The sequence below is a fragment of the Klebsiella sp. 54 genome, assembly GCF_018223875.1.
GTDB lineage: Bacteria > Pseudomonadota > Gammaproteobacteria > Enterobacterales > Enterobacteriaceae > Klebsiella > Klebsiella quasipneumoniae.
The window spans coordinates 73494-92510 of sequence record NZ_JAGRRA010000002.1 but is presented as its reverse complement, the minus strand read 5'-3'; the positions used below and the strand labels follow the sequence as shown (position 1 = coordinate 92510).

Genomic DNA, 19017 nt, shown 5'->3' with positions numbered 1-19017 from the left:
CGAGGCCGCAACCTCAGGCAGTCTCTTGCTACACAAAGCACACCTCGTTCCAGTAGGCTTCTCGCGTCCTGCGTCGCTCAGTATGTCTTATCATGACGGAACCACCGGGTTTCCACGTTGCCAATGTCCACGCCGTAAAGGCTGGCCACCGGCAGGATCGCCTCCATGACGCGTTGGGTATCTTGCTGTCCGGCTTCACCGTTGGACAAAAAAGCCAGCCAGCCCGTTAACCGTTGCCACAATGCCACTTTCGTTTTCTCCTCTGTCGGGAAGCGTATCGCCTGGGTCTATTTCAACCACAGTTGGCCGGGCGCGGGAAATATTAATTCCGAATTTGCAATCCTGGCTGGCGCATATTACTCCCGGTCCTTTTCCCCTCACCCTAACCCTCTCCCTGAGGGAGAGGGAACCGTTCGGCGGTCGTTGTCGCACCGGGAAAACGCCAGCGGCGCATAAAGAATACCCACAGGTTTGTTAAGTTCTTTTTGGTTATAGATAAGAATTTTTTCTTCTTTGCCGCCGATGGGCAATTTATGGGAGCGTGATGTCCACAAAACAAAACAGGGATTCAGGGGAAAAACTATGCGCAACAAAACCACAAAAATCGCACTGGCGCTGGGTATGCTGCTGCTCGCCTCGCAGGCGCAGGCCGACCAGCTGGCTGACATCAAAGCCGCTGGCGTCGTGAAAGTCGCCACCTTTGACGCCAACCCGCCGTTCGGCTCCGTAGACGCCAAAACCCACCATATCGTCGGCTACGACGTCGACTTTGCCCAGGCGCTGGCGAAAGCGCTCGGCGTCAAACTCGAGCTGGTGGCCACTAACCCGGCCAACCGTATTCCGCTGCTGCAGTCCGGCAAAGCCGACCTGATCGTCGCCGACATTACCATCACCCCGGAGCGGGCCCAGGTTATTGATTTCTCAACGCCGTATTTCGTCACCGGCCAGCAGTTCCTCGTGCCGGCCGGTTCTCCGGATAAGCTTGATGAATACAGCAAAGCGCGCATCGGCGCGGTGAAAGGCACCACCGGCGAACAGGCCCTGCACCAGCGTTTCCCGCAGGCTCGCGTCCTCTCCTATGACGATATTCCGCTGGCCCTGACCGCCCTGCGCAACGGCAACGTCCAGGCCATCACCCAGGACAGCACTATCCTTGCCGGTCTGTTGGCGGAAGCGCCGGATAAAGCCAAGTTTAAAATTCTGCCCGATCTGCTCAGCAAAGAAGAGATTGGCGTGGGCGTGAAGAAAGGCGAACCGGCCCTGCTGAAAGCCGTCAACGATGAGCTGGTGAAGCTGGAGAAAACCGGTGAAGCCGCGAAAATTTACGATGTCTGGTTTGGCCCTGCCACTAAAACGCCGCAGCCGCGCGCCTTTACCATAGAAGCGAAATAATATGTTCTCGGGTTTATTCTCCCACTCCGCGGCCCCGGCCGCGGATTTTTCACGTCTGCAGCGCGCCAGCATAACGTTTCGTGAGGTGGCCAAGCGCTACGGCGATCATCAGGTGCTTAACGCCATCAACCTGCAGGTCGAGCCCGGCGAAGTGGTGGCGATCCTCGGTCCTTCCGGATCGGGAAAATCGACGCTGATCCGCTTGATCAACCAGCTCGAATCCTTAAGCGGCGGCGAGATCCTGATCGACGGTAAACCCACCAGCCGGCTGAGCGGCAGCGCCTTGCGCCAGCTGCGCAGCCGCGTCGGCTTTGTCTTCCAGCAGTTCAACCTTTACGCCCACCTGACGGCGCAGGAGAACATCACGCTGGCGCTGGAGCGCGTCCACGGCTGGGGAAAAAGCGCGGCTCAGGAGCGGGCGCTTGCGCTGCTGCGCCAGGTCGGGCTGGAGGAGAAAGCGCAGCAGATGCCGGCGCAGCTCTCCGGCGGCCAGCAGCAGCGGGTGGCCATCGCCCGCGCTCTGGCCTCCTCGCCGCAGATTATCCTGTTCGACGAGCCCACCTCGGCCCTCGACCCGGAGATGATCGGCGAAGTGCTGCAGGTGATGAAAAACCTCGCCCACAGTGGGATCACCATGCTGGTGGTGACCCACGAGATGCAGTTTGCCCGCGAAATTGCCGACAGGGTGGTGTTTATCGACGGCGGCGACATTCTCGAGGTCGCCCCGCCGGCTGAGTTTTTCGCCCATCCGCAGCATGCCCGCGCGCGGCGTTTTCTGCAGAAGGTGCTGGATCCGCTGCACCAGGAGAGCCTCGAGTGACGCCGATGCTTGACTGGCACGGCGTCCTGAGCGGACAGCCGTTGCAATGGATTATCTCTGGTTTTCTCACCACCGTCTGGGTCAGCGTCGCCGGGATCCTGCTCGCCACTGCGCTGGCGGTCCTGCTGCTGGCCCTGCGTCTCGGCGGCGGCCGCGTGGGGCGCGGGCTGGTCGCCGCGTGGGTCTCGCTGTTTCGCAATACTCCGCTGCTGGTCCAGCTGCTGTTCTGGTACTTTGCCGCCTGGAACCTGCTGCCGCTGGCGGTGAAAGACGTGGTAAACGACGAGCACACCTGGTCCATTCTGCCGGGCAATGTCTGGTGGCTGACGCCGGAGTTCCTCTGCTCGATGTGGGGGCTGGGGGTCTTTACCTCCGCCTTTCTGGTGGAAGAGATCGCCTCCGGACTGCGCGCCGTCAGCCACGGGCAGCGGGAAGCCGCGCTGTCGCAGGGCTTTACCCCGTGGCAGGAGCTGCGCTTTATCCTCCTGCCGCAGGGACTGGCCAACGCCTGGCAGCCGATTGTCGGCCAGTATCTCAACCTGATGAAACTCTCATCGCTGGCCAGCGGCATCGGCTTTGCGGAACTGACTTATCAGGTGCGGCAGATTGAGAGCTATAACGCGCACGCCCTGGAGGCGTTTGCCGTTGGCACCGCGCTGTATCTGGCGCTGGGGGTGGCGATGGGCGTGGCGCTAACGCGTCTCGGCCCGGGAAGAAAACTGCAACGGAGCGCCCAACATGAACGCTAATCTGGCGGTGATCGCCGATAATCTTGATTACCTGCTGTGGGGCCGGCTGGCGGAGGGCCTGCCCGGCGGCGTGGCGCTGACCCTGCTGATGGCCATCGGCGCCACGCTGCTGGCGCTGCCGGGAGGCATTGCGCTGGCGGGGCTGGCCTGGCGCTACGGCGGGCTGACGCGACGTCTGCTGTTCCTTTGGGCGGAAATTATCCGCGGCATCCCGCTGATATTTGTCATCTTCTGGCTGTGGTATCTGCTGCCGATGCTGACCGGCGGCGATCTGCCCGGCGCGGTGACCGTGACCCTGGCGCTGGCGTGGTTTACCGCCGCCTCGGTGATGCATTCGGTGCTGGCCGGGCTGCAGTCGCTGCCGAAAGGACAGTATGAGGCGGCGCTGACCCAGGGGTTCGCCCCCGGGCAAACGCTGCGCCTGGTGCTGCTCCCGCAGGCGCTGCGCAACGTTCAGCCGTCGCTGGTGGGGATCTTTATCGGCCTGCTGAAGGACACTTCGCTGGCGTTTATCGTCAACGTCCCGGAGCTGACCACCGTGGCCGGCCAGGTCAACAACCGGGTGCAAATCTATCCCCTGGCGATCTTCGTCTTCACCGGCGCGGTGTACTACCTGCTGTGCTGCGGTCTGAGCCTGCTGGCCAGCCGGCGCTTTACCCGCCGCGCGACCGCCGGATAAGGCTCACTCCGCGGGGCGGGGCTTCAGCGGACAGGTATCGCTGATCTTAATAAATTTGTCGTTATAGACCAGATAGTGGTTCCCCGGCTGGCGCAATGCCGGCTGGCGAACCACGTCCCCGGGACGCAGATACCACGCGTCGCCCTCCTCTTCGGTCGAATCGCACCCGGGTTTAATCAGCAGCTTAAACCAGGTATTGCCGGTGTTGCTCACCGTCCCGGCCGCCTTATCGAAAGACCATTTAAACTGCACCTCGCGCGGGCGCACCACCAGAATGGTATCCATCACCACCACCGGCTCCATGCTGACTTCGCCGCCGGTCGGGCTGCGCCTCGTCAGGTTACGGGTGGGAATTTCACGAAACGAGACCCGATAGTAGCGCTCGCGGTTATCCCGCGGCCCATGATAATAAAATTTGAAATATTCGCTTTCCCCGGCCTGCAGCGCCAGCTGGCGGGGGGCGAACAGCAGTTCGCCATCCACCGGCCGGGAGCGCACTTCGCTGCCGCCAGGGCGGTCGATGGCGCTGACGGTGATCCGGTACAGCCGCGCGCTTTTATTGTTATTGACCACCCGTTTGCTGGCGAAATCCGCTTCAGCCGGCAGGGAAAAGGTCAGATTGCCGACCGAGATCGCCTGCGCCAGCGGCGCCGCCAGCAGGCAGCTCAGCGTCAGCAGGGCCTTAGTTAATGTTGCGCCACGTCGCCTGGACATGAATCTCTCCTGAAGCGCTGACTTCGCCAAACCAGCCGTTATCGTCTACCGTCCGCAGCGAAATGGCGTTATCCATCGGAATCGAAAATTTCACCGTGGTCTTATCCATCTGCCCCACTTCGCCGGAGATATCGGTCCACGGCGTGGTCAGCCACAGCGCATCGGTCATATCCCGCCAGCTGTCATCGCACCCGGCGTCGTAGGTCTGCGTCGCGCCGCTGCGGGTGATAAAAGAGAGCGTCGCCGGGAACGGCACTTTCGCCGTACCGTCATCGGAGCTGAAGAGACAGTAGGAGCGCCCACCAATCACCTGCGCCGGTCCGGTCACTTTGATCAGCACTTCGTCGGCGGCCGTTTTACCGCTGGTGGTGACGATGTAGCCGAAATCGAGCGCCGGTTCACCGCTGCCGACATACCCCTCCCGCGACGGCGCCGAGGTATATTCGTCAGAGATAATGCTGATGCTGAAATCACGGGGCTTGATAATCAGCGTATTGGAGGTGGAAAACTCATACCAGCCTGACTCCGGCGAGGTGGTGTTCTGGAAGCGAAAGTTGAACAGATCCTTGGTATTGATATCGCTGATCCCGAGATTCACCATCTGCTTAAAGAAGTTACTGGAGAAGAACACATAGATCGCATCTGAGCTCTTCATCTCATTGAAGGTGTAGTAATAGGCGGTATTGCTCACCGGCTTCCATGAGCTGCCGTTGAGGCTGAACTGCATATCATACGCCCCGACGGCCGAGGCCAGCGACGAGTTGGCGATCGCCGGGAAAATATGGATCGACGTATTGCTTAACCCATTGGTCTGCAAGGTATAATTGACCATCTTACAGCTTAATCCTGAACGGCTGCCGATGGTCTGCGTCCGGCAGTCGGCGTTCCCTTCCCCAAGGGTTGGCACGCCATCGCTGTTGATAAACACCTCCGCCAGCGAGTGGGTGTTAATCAACCGCAGGTTCGCGGCTTTGGTGTGGGTGACGTTGCGCACATACCAGTTGCCGGAAGCCTGATCCTTACAGCGCGCGCCGCTGCTGGCGTCGTAGTTCACCGAGGTCTGACAGGCATTGATGGTCATCGTGAAGCTGCCGCCGACCGGCATCTGTTGCAGATACTGATAAAACGCGTCCGACATCATACCGTGCATCCACTTCGCGCCGCCGCTGGTCACCGTCGCGCCATAGAACCCGCTGGCGTCAGTGGTCTGCGGCAGGATCAGGCTGGTGGCCATATCGCACCCGGCGTACCAGTTGATGCAGCGCAGGCCGGTTAAGGGGTGCGAAACCGGCGAGTTTTCCAGCCACATATCAAACTTCCAGTTGGCATTGAGCCCGGTGTTGTAGCCGTTATCGATATAGCCGAGACTCTGCTGATAGATGGTCCCGGAGCCGGTGTATTTTAAGCCGGTCCAGCGGTTGGCGCCGGTCATGCGCGGATCCAGCGCCCCGCCGGGAGTGACGAAAAAGTTGTCGTCGGAGTTGTTTTCCACAAACACAAACTCGCGCGCCGGCGCATCCGACCAGGTGGTCTTGGTCACCGCCGCCCTGAGCGCAGCCGCCGGCCAGAGCAGCGCGAGGATCGCCAGGGCGATTAATGGGTTAACTTTCATTCTCTTCTCCTGTCTGCTGCACCGCCGCCCACGACGAGAGGCCGCTGCAAACCACATCCCCCACCCACACGGCGCCGCGCGCCTGGCTGAGCTCCAGCGCCACTTCGCAGGTTTTATTGCCGCCGTAGCTGAAATCGATCGTGGGGTATTTCTTATCCACATCCATAACAAACTCGCCGTTTTCATCGGTGCGGGTACGGCCGATATGGTTGTTAATCCGCGCATTCGCCAGCAGCGTGCCGTCTTCCGCCCGAATACGACCGGAGACGGTGACCATCTGCTTCACCTCTGGCTCAATCACCGCCACGTTGCCGGGATAGAGAGTCAGATGACTCTTGCGCCCGCTGACGATGTCGTAACTGTCGAGCGAGTTTTTGCTGTTCTGCAGCTCCACCTCATAGCGGCCATAAGGCGAGAGCGGCAGATAGTTACGCTTACCGCTGAGCGGGAAGATCCGCCCGTTGACCCTGGCGCTGATTTGACCATCGTCCTCCAGCCCGGTGTTGAAGATCACCCCGGCGTTGCCGTCGGTTCGTCCGCTGGCGGCGATATTTTTGCCCTGCCAGCCGACGCTGCCGCTGGCGGTGAGGTTGGTGTTGACGTAGCCGTCCGCTGCGCTGTTGACGTTCAGCGTGCCGCTGGCGTAGCGGGCGTCGAACTGGGCATACGCCCCGCCGCTGAGGGTTTTGTCATCCCCGGTATCGCCGGAGATGGCCCGCGACAGATTGGCGCCGATGGTGCGAATGGTGCCTTCATCAAACTGTTTACGCGCTGAGAGGTTAGCCATGGTGTAGCCGTTCTGATGGGTCATCCCGGCGCTGAACCAGTTGCCCAGCGGCAGCGACAGATCGAGGGCGATATATTTCCCGGTGTTGGCGCTGCTGTCGCCATTGTTATAGCGCTGGATCCCCGCCCGCAGGCCAAGCGAGCCAAAGGCGCCGCTGTAGACCGTCTGATAGTAATCCGCGGTGTAGTAATGGCTGTTGTAGCGGCGATCATCGTTGTAGCTCACGCTGAACGTCCCCAGCTTCGACCACAGCGCGTTCAGGTTGAGGGTGCCGCCGATCGCCCGGTTATCGGCATCGCTGCGCCGCAATTGATCGCCAATGCGGGTTCTCTCCTGGTTGACCCACACTGAACTAAAGCCCCCCGGCAACGTGGCGCTGATGCTGCCGACGCTGCTCCACGAGCTGTCGCTGGCCAGCATGTTTTGCAGGTTAACGTTGATCGCCTCGCCCAGCGGCAGCGTCAGGCGAGTTTCTCCCACCGCCTGGTTGTCGTAGCCATAGCCCGTTGCCGCCCAGCTCAGGGTGCTGAGCGACCCGGAGGCCGAGAGGCCCGCCAGCCAGCTCTCTTTCGCTGGCCGGGTCTTTTTTCCGCTCTCCGACCAGCGATCCATATGAAAACTGCCGCCCCATACCTGCCACGCCAGCGGCGCGCCGGCGCCGCGTCCCCGGCTGAACAGCTTATTGACCCGCTGGGTGCGTTTGCTGACCACCCGCCCGTTGACGATCACCTCCACTTCCACGTCGTAAATACCGTACGGCAGGCCGCGGGTATCCACTTCATGGTTGCCCATGGCGAAGTTCTGGACGCTCAGCAACCGGCCGTCGCGGGTGAGATGCACCTCGCCCGCCGCCGGTAAAAAGGCAATCACCGGCGTGGCGGACTGGCTGTTGTCGAAGACGGTGGAGCTGGCCTGGTTCCCCCAGGAAAGGCCGTAAATCTTGCCCGCCGAAATAGCGGTCATCGGTCCCAGAGACTGCAGGTTCCAGGTGTCAAGCATCCCGCCGGCAAAGCGGTGGCCGGCGAAATCGCGTTCATACATGGCTTTATATAATTCACTGTCCTGCTGACCACTGCCGATGCCGTACAGCGAGCCGTCGAGCACCACGTGATGCTCACGCAGCGCCGTGACGTTGTTCAGCGACAGGTAGCTGGAGGTGTTGCTTCCGCCGTTGCGCATCTGGTTGTTATAGACGCCGAGGTTATAGCTCAGGTTGCTGCTCAGGACGTTGACGCTGGACTGGCCGATGTCTTCGCTGCGCGAGCGCAGCACGGTGCCCAGCGCCTCGCGCTTGACCACCAGCTGCAGCAGCAGCTGGCGCAGGCTGAGATCCAGCTGCGCGCTCTCGGTCAGAGTAATGGTGAGCGCCTCGCTGAACGGGGCGTTGGCGAGGCCGATCAGCTGCTGTCGGGTCTGTTCGCTGACGCTGGCGTTACCCTCATTGTCTTCCAGCCGGATCTGCCGAACGCGCAGCTGGCCGCCGTCCAGCCAGATAAAGGCGCTGCCGATCCGCTGATCGTCCCGGGTGTCCTGGCTGCCGGCAAGATGAATATAAAGAGGAACGCTCATGCCGTCCTGCAGCGCCTGGCTGAAGGCCTGCGGAATAATCACCCCGCCAATCTGCTGCGCGCCTGGGGCCGCCGCACTGGCGTCGGGCTGAATGAACAAAAAAAACATGCCGAAGGCAAGCCGCGTTTTCAGTCCTGGGGAAATCCGTTGTAGAGGCATCGTCGTTATCCATCTGCACAGCTGTCTATTTCACGGGAACAAACTGCTCACCCTGCCAAAGCGCAACCCGTCCTTTTTTATCCGCCGTGTCCACGCGCGTAAAACGGCGTGATTTACCCGGCATCAGGTAGTAGTTCTCTTTGCACTCCTTACCGTCGGCGGCCTTCAGGCAGGGGCCGTAGGCGAGGATCCGCAGCGTCGCATTCCCGGTGTTGGTCAGGGAGCCGTTGGCATACTGAAAGCGGTAGTTCACCTGCCGGGGCGCCACCACCAGGATGGTGCCGATGCGAGCGGAAGCGGTGGCCACCGCGCTGCGGGTGGCGTTATCGCGCTGGGCATCGCTGAGCGCCTGGTCGAACCAGACAATGCGGTAGTAGCGCTCTTTGTTATCCGCCGGGCCTTTGTAGAAGAAGCGGATCACATCGCTGGCCTGGGCGGGTAGCAGCAGGCTGGCGGGAGTGAGCAGCACCTCATCCGGTTTATCCATCGGGATAACCTGTCCGTCGTCCAGCGGGGAAGAGAGCCTTTCGAGATGGATATTGATCAGGCGGCCGCTGTCGGTGCTGTTCTTGATCGTTTTGCTCAGCGTGCTGCTGCCGCTGTTCATAAACGATGAGATATCGCCGACATCCAGCGCCTGCGCCGGCGATACTCCGGCAAGCAGCAGCCCGAGGGCCAGAAGGTGCTTTTTCATAACAATTCCGTCCGTGAAAAAAGCAGGGGGAGCCCCCCTGCTGGCGCATCACAAGGATCAGCTGGTCCAGGTGGCGTCGAACTGTACGCTGACGTCGCCGCTCCAGATCCCTTCCGGCAGGGTGCTGTAATCGGTCACGGCGGTGGTGCCGTCGGTGGTGCCGCTGATGATCGAGAAGGTGAAACCATCCTGCGCGGTGGTACGGCCGCTGGCGTTGTAGCCGTTAGCCAGCGCGCTGAGGTTGCCGCCCAGAATGTTGTTGGCGGTATCGATCATCACGGTATCACCGGTTTTTTCCACCGCTGCGCCGTTATAATCCACGCCCACGCTCAGCGTGGAGCCGGAGGTATCCAGCTGGGTTAAGGTGTTGGTGATAAGACGCGAGGTCAGCTTAAAGGCGGTCGCCGTTGCGTCACCCTCAATCGCCACGTCAAACAGACCTTTCTGTGAGTTAAAACCTTTCACGCCTTCGGCATACTGGAACGCCAGGCTGCCGAGCGGGGTGACCACCAGCTTGCTGGTGGTGTCTTTTTTGGCGGTCGCAGACCAGGTCGCTACAGCCTGAGCCGTTACGTCAGCAGCCTGCGCCACGCCCATACCGGTAAACGCCGTTACCAGAGCTATTGCCAGAACCTTTTTTTTCATCGCTTTTTCTTCCTGAGTTGAATTAAGGACATGATGTCCCGGTGAACCATTCAAAAATTAACTTGCCTGGGTGTTACTGAACTAATTTGTATATTTTGGAATACAGCTTGGCCTCGGCATTGCGCCGATGGGTATATACTGTCTTCACGCTACAATTTTCAATTCTGGCGATCGATTTCGGCTGCATGCCCTGGGCGGTCATGCGGATAATTTTCATTTCCCGGTCTGTAATTTTATCTTTCTTAATATCTTTACGGAGAAACCTGCCATTAATCACATAGGCCAGCTCTTTTCGAATATCGCGACTCAGGCCAACATATACCACGCCGCGAATATCGCTATTGTAATACCAGTAATTCGCTAAGGCTTCTGACTTCCTGGCCGCAATTAATACGACCTGTTTCCCCTTTACCGCGGATAGCCATTCGCTGTCGCGCCTGATAAACTCGTTTAACGAAGCCGTATTGAGATTGATAAACACGAAATCTTTTCTGATTTTCTCTAGCGACAGATAAATTAATTCGTCGATATCTACAATCAGTTCGGACAATCCTTTATAGAAGTAGGAGTCATCGGCAGACCAAATATACTTATCGGAACAGCTTTTATATTCCATATAGTTTTTAACCTCATAGTCCTTGAAGTAATCATTTTTAAAACGTCACTGCTTGCCAGGCCTATAAAGTTTACTGGCGTATTCGATTCCTTTAGTAAATCGCCATTAAATAAGACACGCATTACTTATCAGTATTGAATAAGCGGGGTTAAACTATAATTATTTTCTGCTTGGCGTTGAATTTAAGTTTTTTCCTATGGAGTGTCAACATGCGGGAAGGCAATGAATTTCGCGCCCAGGTCAATATTTACAAAAACTGAAAATATCTCATTTTTGAGCGAAAGAAAAAGGTATTTATTTTCATAAGGTTATTAGCAATATAACCCTCAATTCTTAGCAGAATTTTATATTACCCAGGATCTTCACCCTATTATGTTAGGAATATTCTTAATGAAGGGCAGAATGCAGTTGTCAAATAAACCAAATTTATTCAAAAATAAAGAATATAAGTCTAAAAATCAGCAATAACCAGGATGATTCACCAATGCATAAGACTCATAAATAGATTAACATGCCGCACAAAATAGTTATATATATGTTAATTTTGCGGAATGATGAATGCTAAACAAAGGCAGAAGCATTATCTATTCGATTAAACAGACCTCATTAGCAAGATAAAACGAGTTTTGCCGATGGGTTCCTGCCGCACGGGGACGCCAGTCTCCGCGTTCCCGAAAGCATAGCCGCTTTTCGGCGCTTCGCCAGCGTACCGCGCACGGTGAACCGCTCACCGCCGCCCTTTCCCGCCTGTTCACGGTTTGTTCGCAATACCGTCATCGAAATTTCACATAAAGACCTATTAATAGTGGCCAGTTAATGACGAACCTGGACACTCTTATGAACAGCTCTCTTGCCGCGGTGGCCGAAACTGATTTCCAGCCGTTCACCGAACTCAATGCCGGCCGGCAGCGGAAGGTCTTAAGCGTGCGTAATCTGAGTAAAGCTTATCAAGTCCAGCACAAGGTGCTGGACGGCATCAGTTTTGATCTGCACGCTGGCGAAATGGTTGGCATCATAGGCCGCTCCGGCGCCGGTAAATCGACGCTCCTGCATGTCCTCAACGGCACCCACAGCGCCAGCGGCGGCGAAATTCTTAGTTACCCGGAAGTCGGTACCCCGCACGATGTCTCCCGGCTGAAAGGGCGCGCGCTCAATGCCTGGCGCAGCCACTGCGGGATGATTTTTCAGGACTTCTGCCTGGTGCCCCGTCTCGATGTGCTCACCAACGTCCTGCTGGGCCGCCTCAGCCAGACCTCAACCCTGAAATCGCTGTTTAAAATCTTTCCTGAAGCCGACCGGGCGCGCGCCATTGCGCTGCTCGAGTGGATGAACATGTTGCCGCACGCGCTGCAGCGGGCGGAGAACCTCTCCGGCGGGCAGATGCAGCGGGTGGCGATCTGCCGGGCGCTGATGCAAAACCCCGGGATCCTGCTGGCCGACGAGCCTGTCGCCTCGCTGGATCCGAAAAACACCCAGCGCATCATGGATGTGTTGCGCGAAATTAGCGAGCAGGGCATCAGCGTGATGGTAAACCTGCATTCGGTAGAGCTGGTTAAGACCTACTGCACCCGGGTTATCGGCGTCGCCAGCGGTCAGCTTATTTTTGACGATCACCCCTCCCGGCTGACGCAGGATGTGCTGCAGATGCTGTACGGCGATGAAGTTAGCCAATTGCATTAATTTCACTCACACGGGCAACATAATGAAAAAATCTATGACTGGCGCAGTTCGTTTATCCGCAATGGTCGCGGGCATGATGATGGCATGGCAGGCAGCGGCGGCGCAGCCGAAAGAGCTGAATCTGGGCATTCTCGGCGGCCAGAACGCCACCCAGCAAATCGGCGATAACCAGTGCGTGAAGGCCTTCCTCGATAAAGAGCTGAACGTGGACACCAAACTGCGCAACTCTTCCGACTATTCCGGGGTGATCCAGGGTCTGCTGGGAGGGAAAGTCGACGTGGTGCTGAGCATGTCTCCCTCCTCTTACGCCTCGGTTTATCTTAATAACCCCAAAGCGGTGGATATCGTCGGTATCGCCGTGGACGACAAAGATCAGTCTCGCGGCTACCACTCGGTGGTGATTGTCAAAGCTGACTCCCCGTATAAAACGCTGGACGATTTAAAAGGCAAAGCCTTCGGCTTCGCCGACCCGGACTCCACTTCCGGGTATCTGATCCCTAACCATGCGTTTAAAGAAAAATTTGGCGGTAACGCCGACAACAAATACAACAACACCTTCTCCAGCGTCACCTTCTCCGGTGGCCACGAGCAGGACATCCTCGGCGTGCTGAATGGCCAGTTCGCGGGCGCGGTCACCTGGGCCTCAATGGTGGGCGATTACAACACCGGCTACACCACCGGCGCGTTCAACCGCCTGATTCGCATGGATCATCCGGATCTGATGAAGCAGATCCGCATTATCTGGCAATCGCCGCTGATCCCGAACGGCCCGATCCTGGTGAGCAATGCGCTGCCAGCGGACTTTAAAGCGAAGGTCGTGGCGGCGGTGAAAAAACTGGATACTGAGGATCACGCCTGCTTTATCAAAGCGATGGGCGGTACTCAGCACATCGGCCCGGGCAGCGTGGCTGACTTCCAGCAGATTATTGATATGAAACGCGAGCTGGTGAGCGCGCGTTAATCCTGCCTCAACGCCGCCTGCTTGTCCCAGGGTAAGCGGCGGCGCTACGTTGAAGATCCCCGACGCATGAAGACGACCCACACCGAATTTGAACGCTATTACCAGCAGGTACGCTCGCGGCAAAAGCGCGATGCCGTCTGCTGGTCGCTGCTGCTGCTGGCGCTCTATTTTGCCGCCGGCAGCGCCGCGGAATTTAATCTGCTGACTATCTGGCACTCGCTGCCCCATTTCTTTGACTATATGGCAGAGACCATTCCGCCCCTGAGCGCCGGCAACCTGTTCGCCGACGTGCAGACCAAAGGCTCGCTGGCCTGGTGGGGCTATCGCCTGCCGATCCAGCTGCCGCTGATCTGGGAAACTCTGCAGCTGGCGCTGGCCTCAACCCTGGTGGCCGTCGCCATTGCCACGGTTTTCGCGTTTCTTGCCGCCAATAACGCCTGGTCCCCGGCGCCGGTGCGCTTTGCCATTCGCGTGCTGGTGGCGTTTTTGCGCACCATGCCCGAGCTGGCGTGGGCGGTGATCTTTGTGATGGCGTTCGGCATCGGCGCGATTCCGGGCTTTCTGGCGCTCATGCTGCATACCGTCGGCAGCCTGACCAAACTGTTCTACGAGGCGGTGGAAAGCGCGCAAAACAAACCGGTACGCGGCCTGGCGGCCTGCGGCGCATCCCCGCTGCAGAAAATTCGCTTCGCCCTGTGGCCTCAGGTGAAACCGCTGTTTCTCTCCTATGGCTTTATGCGGCTTGAAATCAACTTCCGCTCGTCGACCATTCTCGGGCTGGTGGGCGCGGGCGGCATCGGCCAGGAGCTGATGACCAACATCAAGCTCGACCGCTACGATCAGGTGAGCATCACCCTGCTGCTGATCATTCTGGTGGTGTCGGCGCTGGACATGCTGTCCGGTCGTCTGCGCCTGTGGGTACTGGAGGGTAAGAAATGAGCGTCTGGTACATGCAACCGGATCTCGCCGCCAGCCGGCGGCAGCATAAGCAGCTCTATCAGGTCCAGGGGCGCTACCTGCGCTACGTCGGACTGGTGGCGCTGGCCTGCCTGCTCTATTACGTCTGGTTTTTTCTGCAGTTCGGCATCAGCGGCGAACAGCTGACCACCGGCCTACAGCAGATTGGCCGCTATCTGGCGCGGATGTTCGTCTGGCACGACTTCTGGAACTGGCCGTTCGGCTATTACTTCACGCAAATCGGCATCACTCTGGCTATCGTCTTCGCCGGGACGCTCACCGCCACGGTGCTGGCGCTGCTGCTCTCCTTCTTCGCCGCCCGCAACATCATGCGCGGCGTGGTGCTGGGGACCCTCGCCCTGCTGATGCGCCGCCTGTTTGATGTGCTGCGCGGGATCGACATGGCTATCTGGGGGCTGATTTTCGTGCGCGCGGTAGGCCTCGGGCCGCTGGCCGGGGTGCTGGCGATCATCATGCAGGACACCGGCCTGCTGGGACGGCTGTACGCGGAAGGACACGAAGCGGTGGACCGCTCCCCCGGGCGCGGACTGACCGCCGTGGGCGCGAACGGCCTGCAAAAGCATCGCTTTGGCATTTTTACCCAGTCGTTCCCGACCTTCCTCGCGTTGAGCCTGTATCAGATTGAATCCAACACCCGCTCCGCGGCGGTGCTGGGCTTCGTCGGCGCCGGCGGTATTGGGCTTATCTATGCCGAGAATATGCGCCTGTGGAACTGGGATGTGGTGATGTTTATCACCCTGCTGCTGGTGGCGGTGGTGATGATCATGGACACCCTCTCCGCCTGGCTGCGCCGTCGCTATATCGGCGGCGCCGTGGTGCCGCTGTATCAGGACGAACGCTAGCGCACCTTTGTGCCGGGTGGCGGCTGCGCCTTACCCGGCCTACAGGATCCTCTCACAGGTTCACACCCCGTAGGCCCGCGCAAGCGCAGCGCCGCCGGGCGATGACAGCGGGTACGGAGCTGCTTTTATGCCGGGTGGCGGCTACGCCTTACCCGGCCTGCGGGGTCCTCTCACTGGCTGACACATCGTAGGCCCGGTAAGCGCAGCGCCACCGGGCGATGACAGCGGGTACGGAGCTGCTTTTATGCCGGGTGGCGGCTACGCCTTACCCGGCCTACAGAGCTTATCCGGCCTGGAACGACTGAACCCGAAGAAACATTTATCCGCTCCGCTATTCCAGCCGCCAGCTCAGCACCGGCCAGCCGTATCCGGCACCGGCCGCCTGCAGCTGCGGACAGGGATTGACCAGCCGCACGCGATCCGCATGCAGGCACAGCGGCAGATCGTTAATGGAATCGGTATAGAACGTCACCTCGCCGTCATACTGCGGATGCGCCTCGCGCCACTGCGCCAGACGCGCCACCTTCCCCTGCTGATAGCTGGGGATCCCGTCGATTTCACCGCTGTAGCCGCCGTCGACCATCGCCACGTCAATGCCCAGCGCCTGATCGATCTCCAGCGCGGCGGCCACCGCCTGCACCAGCAGGCTAACCGAGGCGGAGATAATCAGCATCTGCTCCCCCTCGGCCCGCAGACGACGAATGAGCTCCCACGCCTGCGGATAGACCCGGGGCAGGATCGCCTCGCGCACGCAGCGGGCCACCAGCGCATCAACGTCCGATTTCGGTATTCCGGCCAGCGGCGCCTGGATCAGGGCCACATAATCGGCGATATTCATCTCTCCCCGGTCATAATCCGCCATCAGCCGCGCCTCGCGGGCAAGATACCCCTTCTGCGTCGCCAGCCCTTCACGAACCATAAACTGGCTCCAGACCGTACTGCTATCGCCCTGTATCAGGGTGTTATCGAGATCAAAAATCGTCAGCGTGTTGCCCATGGTACTTTCCCTTACTGGTCAAAATAAGCTGCCGGGAGCATGCGTAAAAAAGATGACAGGAAAATGAACCGGACGCCGCAGCGCCCGGCTCGCCATCAGCCGGCGCGGCCCCTACCGGTGCGGAACACCAGCACGATCCCGCCGACGATCGCCACCATACCGATCATCGCCGCCGCCGGCAGCCGGTTGCCCAGCAGCAGATAATCCAGCAGCGCCGTGATCGCCGGCACCAGATAAAAGAGGCTGGTGACATTGACGATATTTCCCGCGCTCAGCAGACGATACAGCAGCAGCTGGGCGACCACCGAAATCAGCAGCCCGAGAAACAACACCGGAATAATCAACCCGACGTTAACGGTAAACCGGAAGCCGCTGACCGGGGCGATCAACAGGCACAGCCCCAGACTAACGGCGTACTGCAGCGGCAGGACATCCGCCGGCGACTGACGGCTGCGCTTTTGCCACAGCGCGCCAAAAGTCATCAGCAGCAAAGCCGCCAGCGCAAACAGGATCCCCGCCATCGCCATTGGCGACGCCGCCAGGCTGCGCCATACCAGCAGCACCAGCCCCGCCAGGGCAAGCAGCAGCCCCAGCAGCCGCCGCCCCTGCAGGCGGCGCTCCACCACGCAAAGCGTGAGGATGGGCTGGATCCCCATCATGGTGGCGATAAGTCCCGGCGTCACGCCGTTGGCCATCGCCTCGAAGTAACAGACCGAATAGCCACCAATCAGCATCAGGCCGGTGGCCGCGGTCTGCAGGCGGGTGCCCGGCGCGGGCAGCCAGCGCCGACGGACGATGGCCAGCGGCGCCAGCGCGACCAGGGCAATCAGAAAACGAAAGACCAGCAGCGCCATCGGCGAGGCATTGTCCAGTCCCCAGCGGGTGAAAATGGCCGCGCTGCCCCACAGCAGCACAAAGGTGGCCGTTGTCGCCTGCGAGGCGAGCAGAGAATAGCGAACGTGCATAGCATGCTCCCGAACGTCAAACACAAGGTATCAAGCGTCATACCGGCAGGTAAGCGCCTGGAAAGACGGCGTTAAGCGCCGAAAACAACCCGGTCTGGAGGGGGAGGCGGTGGGCAGAGCGTGGCGAAGCAATGATGAGGCGCAGACGTCATCCACCCCGCGTCGAAAGCGGCGCCGGGTAAAGTCTCGGTGGCGATGGCGTTATGCGTCATGGAATGCCTCGTGAGATGTTGATGACAGAATCCTGGCACAGACTGTTGCGGAGTGACAACTGCCCTTTATGGCTGATCCATCCCATCGTTGTTTATTTTTAATCGTAAATAAACGTAAAGGCGGCATCAGCTTATTTAGCCGTTCTTTTTAATCGGCTATAAAACAAAGCAGTCTGCTTGCTACTTCGAAAATAACGATATGAAGCCAAAACTGAAGCATGCTCTCTTGTTAATTCCTTTTTTGCTGTTGGCAGGATGCTCCTCCTCACCGAAACAGGCAAAGAACACAAAATCTCATGCGGATATGACCATTGATAGCGGATCGGACGATCTGATCCCGGTGGTGGCGGCCCTGCATGATCAGATGCACACCTGGCAGGGAACCCCCTATGAATGGGGCGGTACTGAACAAAGCGGCGTCGACTGCTCGGGTTTCGTCTGGCGCACGCTGAAGGATCGCTTTAACCTGCCGATGGAGCGGATCACCACCCGCGAGCTGCTGCACATGGGCGTGCGGGTCAATAAGCGGGATTTACGTCCCGGCGATCTGGTGTTCTTCCGCACCCGGGCCGGGATGCACGTTGGCTTTTACGATACCGATCATAATTTCCTTCACGCCTCGAGCAGCCAGGGCGTGATGCGCTCTTCGCTGGACAACCCTTACTGGGAATCCGCGTTCTATCAGGCGCGTCGTCTGCCGAAGGAGTATAACGCGCAGATCACCATGAACAGCGACACCCTGCATCTGGCGAAGAATCGCCGCTAAAAAAAAAAGCCGCAGCCTGGGCTGCGGCGGGTGGTTCTGAAGTTGATCAGAACTGGTAGGTCATGCCCAGCGCGACGATGTCGTCATCGTTGATGCCGAGTTTGTTATCGCTTTTCAGCTGGTTGATTTTGTAATCCACGAAGGCGTTCATGTTTTTGTTGAAGTAGTAGGTCAGGCCCACGTCAATGTAGTTAACCAGATCTTCGCTCCCCACCCCTTCGATATCCTTCCCTTTCGACAGCACATAGCCGAGGGACGGACGCAGACCGAAGTCAAACTGATACTGGGCCACCGCTTCAAAGTTCTGCGCTTTGTTGGCAAAGCCGCCGCTGATCGGGGTCATTTTGCGGGTTTCAGAGTACATGGTCGCCAGGTAGATATTGTTGGCGTCATATTTCAGGCCGGTCGCCCAGGCTTCCGCTTTCGAACCCTGGCCGCGGGCCAGCAGGTTCTGATCGTTGGTACGGTCGGAGCTGGTGTAGGCTGCGCTGACGGCGAAGTCGCTGCCGCCGAAGTCATAGCTTAACGAGGTGCCGACGCCGTCGCCGTTCTGTTTCTTCGCTTCACGGCCTTCGTTTTTACCCTGGTACTGCAGGGTCAGATCCAGGCCATCCACCAGACCGAAGAAGTCGGTGTTGCGGTAGGTCGCCAGGCCGCTGGCGCGCTTGGTCATAAAGTTATCGGTCTGGGCAGAGGAATCGCCGCCGAATTCCGGGAACATATCGGTCCAGGCTTCCACGTCGTACAGGGCGCCAAGGTTACGGCCGTAGTCGAAAGAACCGTAGTTCTTCAGCTTCACCCCAGCGAACGCCAGACGAGTCTTCTGGCTGGAGTCGCTCTCGGTTTTGTTACCCGAGAATTCAGATTCCCAACGGCCATAGCCGGTCAGGTCTTCGTTAATCTGCGTTTCGCCTTTAATACCGAAACGCACGTAAGTCTGATCGCCATCTTTGCTGTCATAATCGCTGAAGTAGTGCATGGCTTTGATCTTGCCGTACACATCCAGCTTGTTCGCGTTCTTATTATAAACTTCCGCTGCCTGCGTCGCTGTTGAAGCCACAAAGCCCATCATCATTAATGCCAGAGTACTCTTTTTCATTATTCAGTCCTGGTGATTTATTTATACGCGCTATTCAATTGCGGGCGCTCGCCCATCAAAAACTGGAGGTTTTTTAACGCC

Annotated in this window: 19 protein-coding genes; 9 read left to right on the top strand and 10 right to left on the bottom strand. The window is 58.7% G+C overall.

Features of this window, described 5'->3' with window-relative positions; translation table 11 throughout:
• Positions 1-77: 77 nt before the first annotated feature.
• Positions 78-248 carry a hypothetical protein gene (locus tag KHQ24_RS02115; protein WP_002890108.1) on the bottom strand — a complete coding sequence of 57 codons (171 nt, stop codon included), beginning with the start codon at positions 246-248 and terminating at the stop codon, positions 78-80.
• 334 nt (positions 249-582) lie between these two features.
• Here KHQ24_RS02115 and KHQ24_RS02110 point away from each other — a divergent pair, with 334 nt between their 5' ends.
• From KHQ24_RS02110 to KHQ24_RS02095, 4 genes are read left to right on the top strand one after another with little or no spacing between them, the layout of a single operon-like run.
• On the top strand, positions 583-1392 hold the full coding sequence (locus KHQ24_RS02110) for an ABC transporter substrate-binding protein (RefSeq protein ID WP_002890106.1): 810 nt from the start codon (positions 583-585) through the stop codon (positions 1390-1392).
• A 1-nt stretch (position 1393) separates the two neighbouring features.
• The gene (locus tag KHQ24_RS02105; RefSeq protein ID WP_004204909.1) at positions 1394-2212 is read left to right on the top strand and encodes an amino acid ABC transporter ATP-binding protein; all 819 of its coding nucleotides are present in this window, start codon (positions 1394-1396) and stop codon (positions 2210-2212) included.
• Complete coding sequence (locus KHQ24_RS02100) at positions 2209-2961, top strand: amino acid ABC transporter permease (RefSeq protein ID WP_049004152.1); 753 nt, start codon at positions 2209-2211, stop codon at positions 2959-2961. Before KHQ24_RS02105 ends, KHQ24_RS02100 begins: the two co-directional genes overlap by 4 nt.
• Positions 2951-3640 (top strand): amino acid ABC transporter permease, encoded by a 690-nt coding sequence (locus tag KHQ24_RS02095; RefSeq protein ID WP_211777109.1) that lies wholly within the window; start codon positions 2951-2953, stop codon positions 3638-3640. The genes KHQ24_RS02100 and KHQ24_RS02095 overlap by 11 nt, the downstream gene beginning before the upstream one ends.
• Before the next feature lie 3 nt (positions 3641-3643).
• On the opposite strand, the gene KHQ24_RS02090 is transcribed toward KHQ24_RS02095, so the two are convergent.
• The 6 genes from KHQ24_RS02090 to ecpR all read right to left on the bottom strand — a co-directional run bounded on the left by KHQ24_RS02090 (position 3644) and on the right by ecpR (position 10436).
• Entirely contained in the window at positions 3644-4354 is a 711-nt protein-coding gene (locus KHQ24_RS02090; RefSeq protein WP_032436906.1) for a fimbria/pilus periplasmic chaperone, read from the bottom strand.
• Positions 4323-5966: a fimbrial adhesin EcpD gene (gene ecpD / locus KHQ24_RS02085; RefSeq protein WP_004204915.1), complete on the bottom strand. Its 1644-nt coding sequence runs from the start codon at positions 5964-5966 to the stop codon at positions 4323-4325. The genes KHQ24_RS02090 and ecpD overlap by 32 nt, the downstream gene beginning before the upstream one ends.
• Positions 5956-8481: a fimbrial biogenesis outer membrane usher protein gene (locus tag KHQ24_RS02080; RefSeq protein WP_211777108.1), complete on the bottom strand. Its 2526-nt coding sequence runs from the start codon at positions 8479-8481 to the stop codon at positions 5956-5958. The genes ecpD and KHQ24_RS02080 overlap by 11 nt, the downstream gene beginning before the upstream one ends.
• 25 nt (positions 8482-8506) lie before the next feature.
• Positions 8507-9175 carry a hypothetical protein gene (locus KHQ24_RS02075; protein WP_017900976.1) on the bottom strand — a complete coding sequence of 223 codons (669 nt, stop codon included), beginning with the start codon at positions 9173-9175 and terminating at the stop codon, positions 8507-8509.
• 57 nt (positions 9176-9232) lie between these two features.
• On the bottom strand, positions 9233-9820 hold the full coding sequence (gene ecpA, locus KHQ24_RS02070; protein ID WP_023288545.1) for a common pilus major fimbrillin subunit EcpA: 588 nt from the start codon (positions 9818-9820) through the stop codon (positions 9233-9235).
• Positions 9821-9893: 73 nt separating this feature from the next.
• Entirely contained in the window at positions 9894-10436 is a 543-nt protein-coding gene (gene ecpR, locus KHQ24_RS02065) for an ECP biosynthesis operon DNA-binding transcriptional regulator EcpR (protein WP_004144585.1), read from the bottom strand.
• Between the two features lie 837 nt (positions 10437-11273).
• On the opposite strand from ecpR, the gene phnC reads away from it, so the two are divergent.
• From phnC to phnE (KHQ24_RS02045), 4 genes are all read left to right on the top strand, one after another.
• The gene (phnC, locus tag KHQ24_RS02060) at positions 11274-12116 is read left to right on the top strand and encodes a phosphonate ABC transporter ATP-binding protein (RefSeq protein ID WP_130972134.1); all 843 of its coding nucleotides are present in this window, start codon (positions 11274-11276) and stop codon (positions 12114-12116) included.
• A gap of 22 nt (positions 12117-12138) precedes the next feature.
• Positions 12139-13077: a phosphonate ABC transporter substrate-binding protein gene (phnD, locus tag KHQ24_RS02055; protein WP_032426081.1), complete on the top strand. Its 939-nt coding sequence runs from the start codon at positions 12139-12141 to the stop codon at positions 13075-13077.
• Positions 13078-13143: 66 nt separating this feature from the next.
• Positions 13144-14016 carry a phosphonate ABC transporter, permease protein PhnE gene (gene phnE, locus KHQ24_RS02050; protein WP_002890001.1) on the top strand — a complete coding sequence of 291 codons (873 nt, stop codon included), beginning with the start codon at positions 13144-13146 and terminating at the stop codon, positions 14014-14016.
• Positions 14013-14897, top strand: a complete 885-nt coding sequence (phnE, locus tag KHQ24_RS02045; protein WP_211777107.1) for a phosphonate ABC transporter, permease protein PhnE — start codon at positions 14013-14015, stop codon at positions 14895-14897. Before phnE (KHQ24_RS02050) ends, phnE (KHQ24_RS02045) begins: the two co-directional genes overlap by 4 nt.
• Before the next feature lie 331 nt (positions 14898-15228).
• Here the strand turns inward: phnE (KHQ24_RS02045) and KHQ24_RS02040 are convergent, their stop codons facing one another.
• Positions 15229-15894, bottom strand: coding sequence for an HAD family hydrolase (locus KHQ24_RS02040; RefSeq protein ID WP_048323106.1), 666 nt, complete (start codon positions 15892-15894; stop codon positions 15229-15231).
• Between the two features lie 95 nt (positions 15895-15989).
• Positions 15990-16859, bottom strand: coding sequence for a DMT family transporter (locus KHQ24_RS02035; RefSeq protein ID WP_062914656.1), 870 nt, complete (start codon positions 16857-16859; stop codon positions 15990-15992).
• Positions 16860-17270: 411 nt separating this feature from the next.
• Between KHQ24_RS02035 and KHQ24_RS02030 the strand changes: the two genes are divergently transcribed.
• Positions 17271-17837, top strand: coding sequence for a C40 family peptidase (locus tag KHQ24_RS02030; protein WP_060656921.1), 567 nt, complete (start codon positions 17271-17273; stop codon positions 17835-17837).
• A gap of 46 nt (positions 17838-17883) precedes the next feature.
• Here the strand turns inward: KHQ24_RS02030 and phoE are convergent, their stop codons facing one another.
• Positions 17884-18936 (bottom strand): phosphoporin PhoE, encoded by a 1053-nt coding sequence (gene phoE, locus KHQ24_RS02025; RefSeq protein WP_004204700.1) that lies wholly within the window; start codon positions 18934-18936, stop codon positions 17884-17886.
• Positions 18937-19017 lie beyond the last annotated feature (81 nt).

Coding starts and splice junctions, on each gene's coding strand:
- ecpR (WP_004144585.1), bottom strand. CDS start 10,436: ATGGAATATAAAAGCTGTTCCGATAAGTATATTTGGTCTGCCGATGAC.
- ecpA (WP_023288545.1), bottom strand. CDS start 9,820: ATGAAAAAAAAGGTTCTGGCAATAGCTCTGGTAACGGCGTTTACCGGT.
- phnE (WP_002890001.1), top strand. CDS start 13,144: ATGAAGACGACCCACACCGAATTTGAACGCTATTACCAGCAGGTACGC.
- KHQ24_RS02090 (WP_032436906.1), bottom strand. CDS start 4,354: ATGTCCAGGCGACGTGGCGCAACATTAACTAAGGCCCTGCTGACGCTG.
- KHQ24_RS02080 (WP_211777108.1), bottom strand. CDS start 8,481: ATGCCTCTACAACGGATTTCCCCAGGACTGAAAACGCGGCTTGCCTTC.
- KHQ24_RS02105 (WP_004204909.1), top strand. CDS start 1,394: ATGTTCTCGGGTTTATTCTCCCACTCCGCGGCCCCGGCCGCGGATTTT.
- KHQ24_RS02030 (WP_060656921.1), top strand. CDS start 17,271: ATGAAGCCAAAACTGAAGCATGCTCTCTTGTTAATTCCTTTTTTGCTG.
- phoE (WP_004204700.1), bottom strand. CDS start 18,936: ATGAAAAAGAGTACTCTGGCATTAATGATGATGGGCTTTGTGGCTTCA.
- KHQ24_RS02040 (WP_048323106.1), bottom strand. CDS start 15,894: ATGGGCAACACGCTGACGATTTTTGATCTCGATAACACCCTGATACAG.
- KHQ24_RS02035 (WP_062914656.1), bottom strand. CDS start 16,859: ATGCACGTTCGCTATTCTCTGCTCGCCTCGCAGGCGACAACGGCCACC.
- phnC (WP_130972134.1), top strand. CDS start 11,274: ATGAACAGCTCTCTTGCCGCGGTGGCCGAAACTGATTTCCAGCCGTTC.
- KHQ24_RS02110 (WP_002890106.1), top strand. CDS start 583: ATGCGCAACAAAACCACAAAAATCGCACTGGCGCTGGGTATGCTGCTG.
- phnE (WP_211777107.1), top strand. CDS start 14,013: ATGAGCGTCTGGTACATGCAACCGGATCTCGCCGCCAGCCGGCGGCAG.
- ecpD (WP_004204915.1), bottom strand. CDS start 5,966: ATGAAAGTTAACCCATTAATCGCCCTGGCGATCCTCGCGCTGCTCTGG.
- phnD (WP_032426081.1), top strand. CDS start 12,139: ATGAAAAAATCTATGACTGGCGCAGTTCGTTTATCCGCAATGGTCGCG.
- KHQ24_RS02075 (WP_017900976.1), bottom strand. CDS start 9,175: ATGAAAAAGCACCTTCTGGCCCTCGGGCTGCTGCTTGCCGGAGTATCG.
- KHQ24_RS02095 (WP_211777109.1), top strand. CDS start 2,951: ATGAACGCTAATCTGGCGGTGATCGCCGATAATCTTGATTACCTGCTG.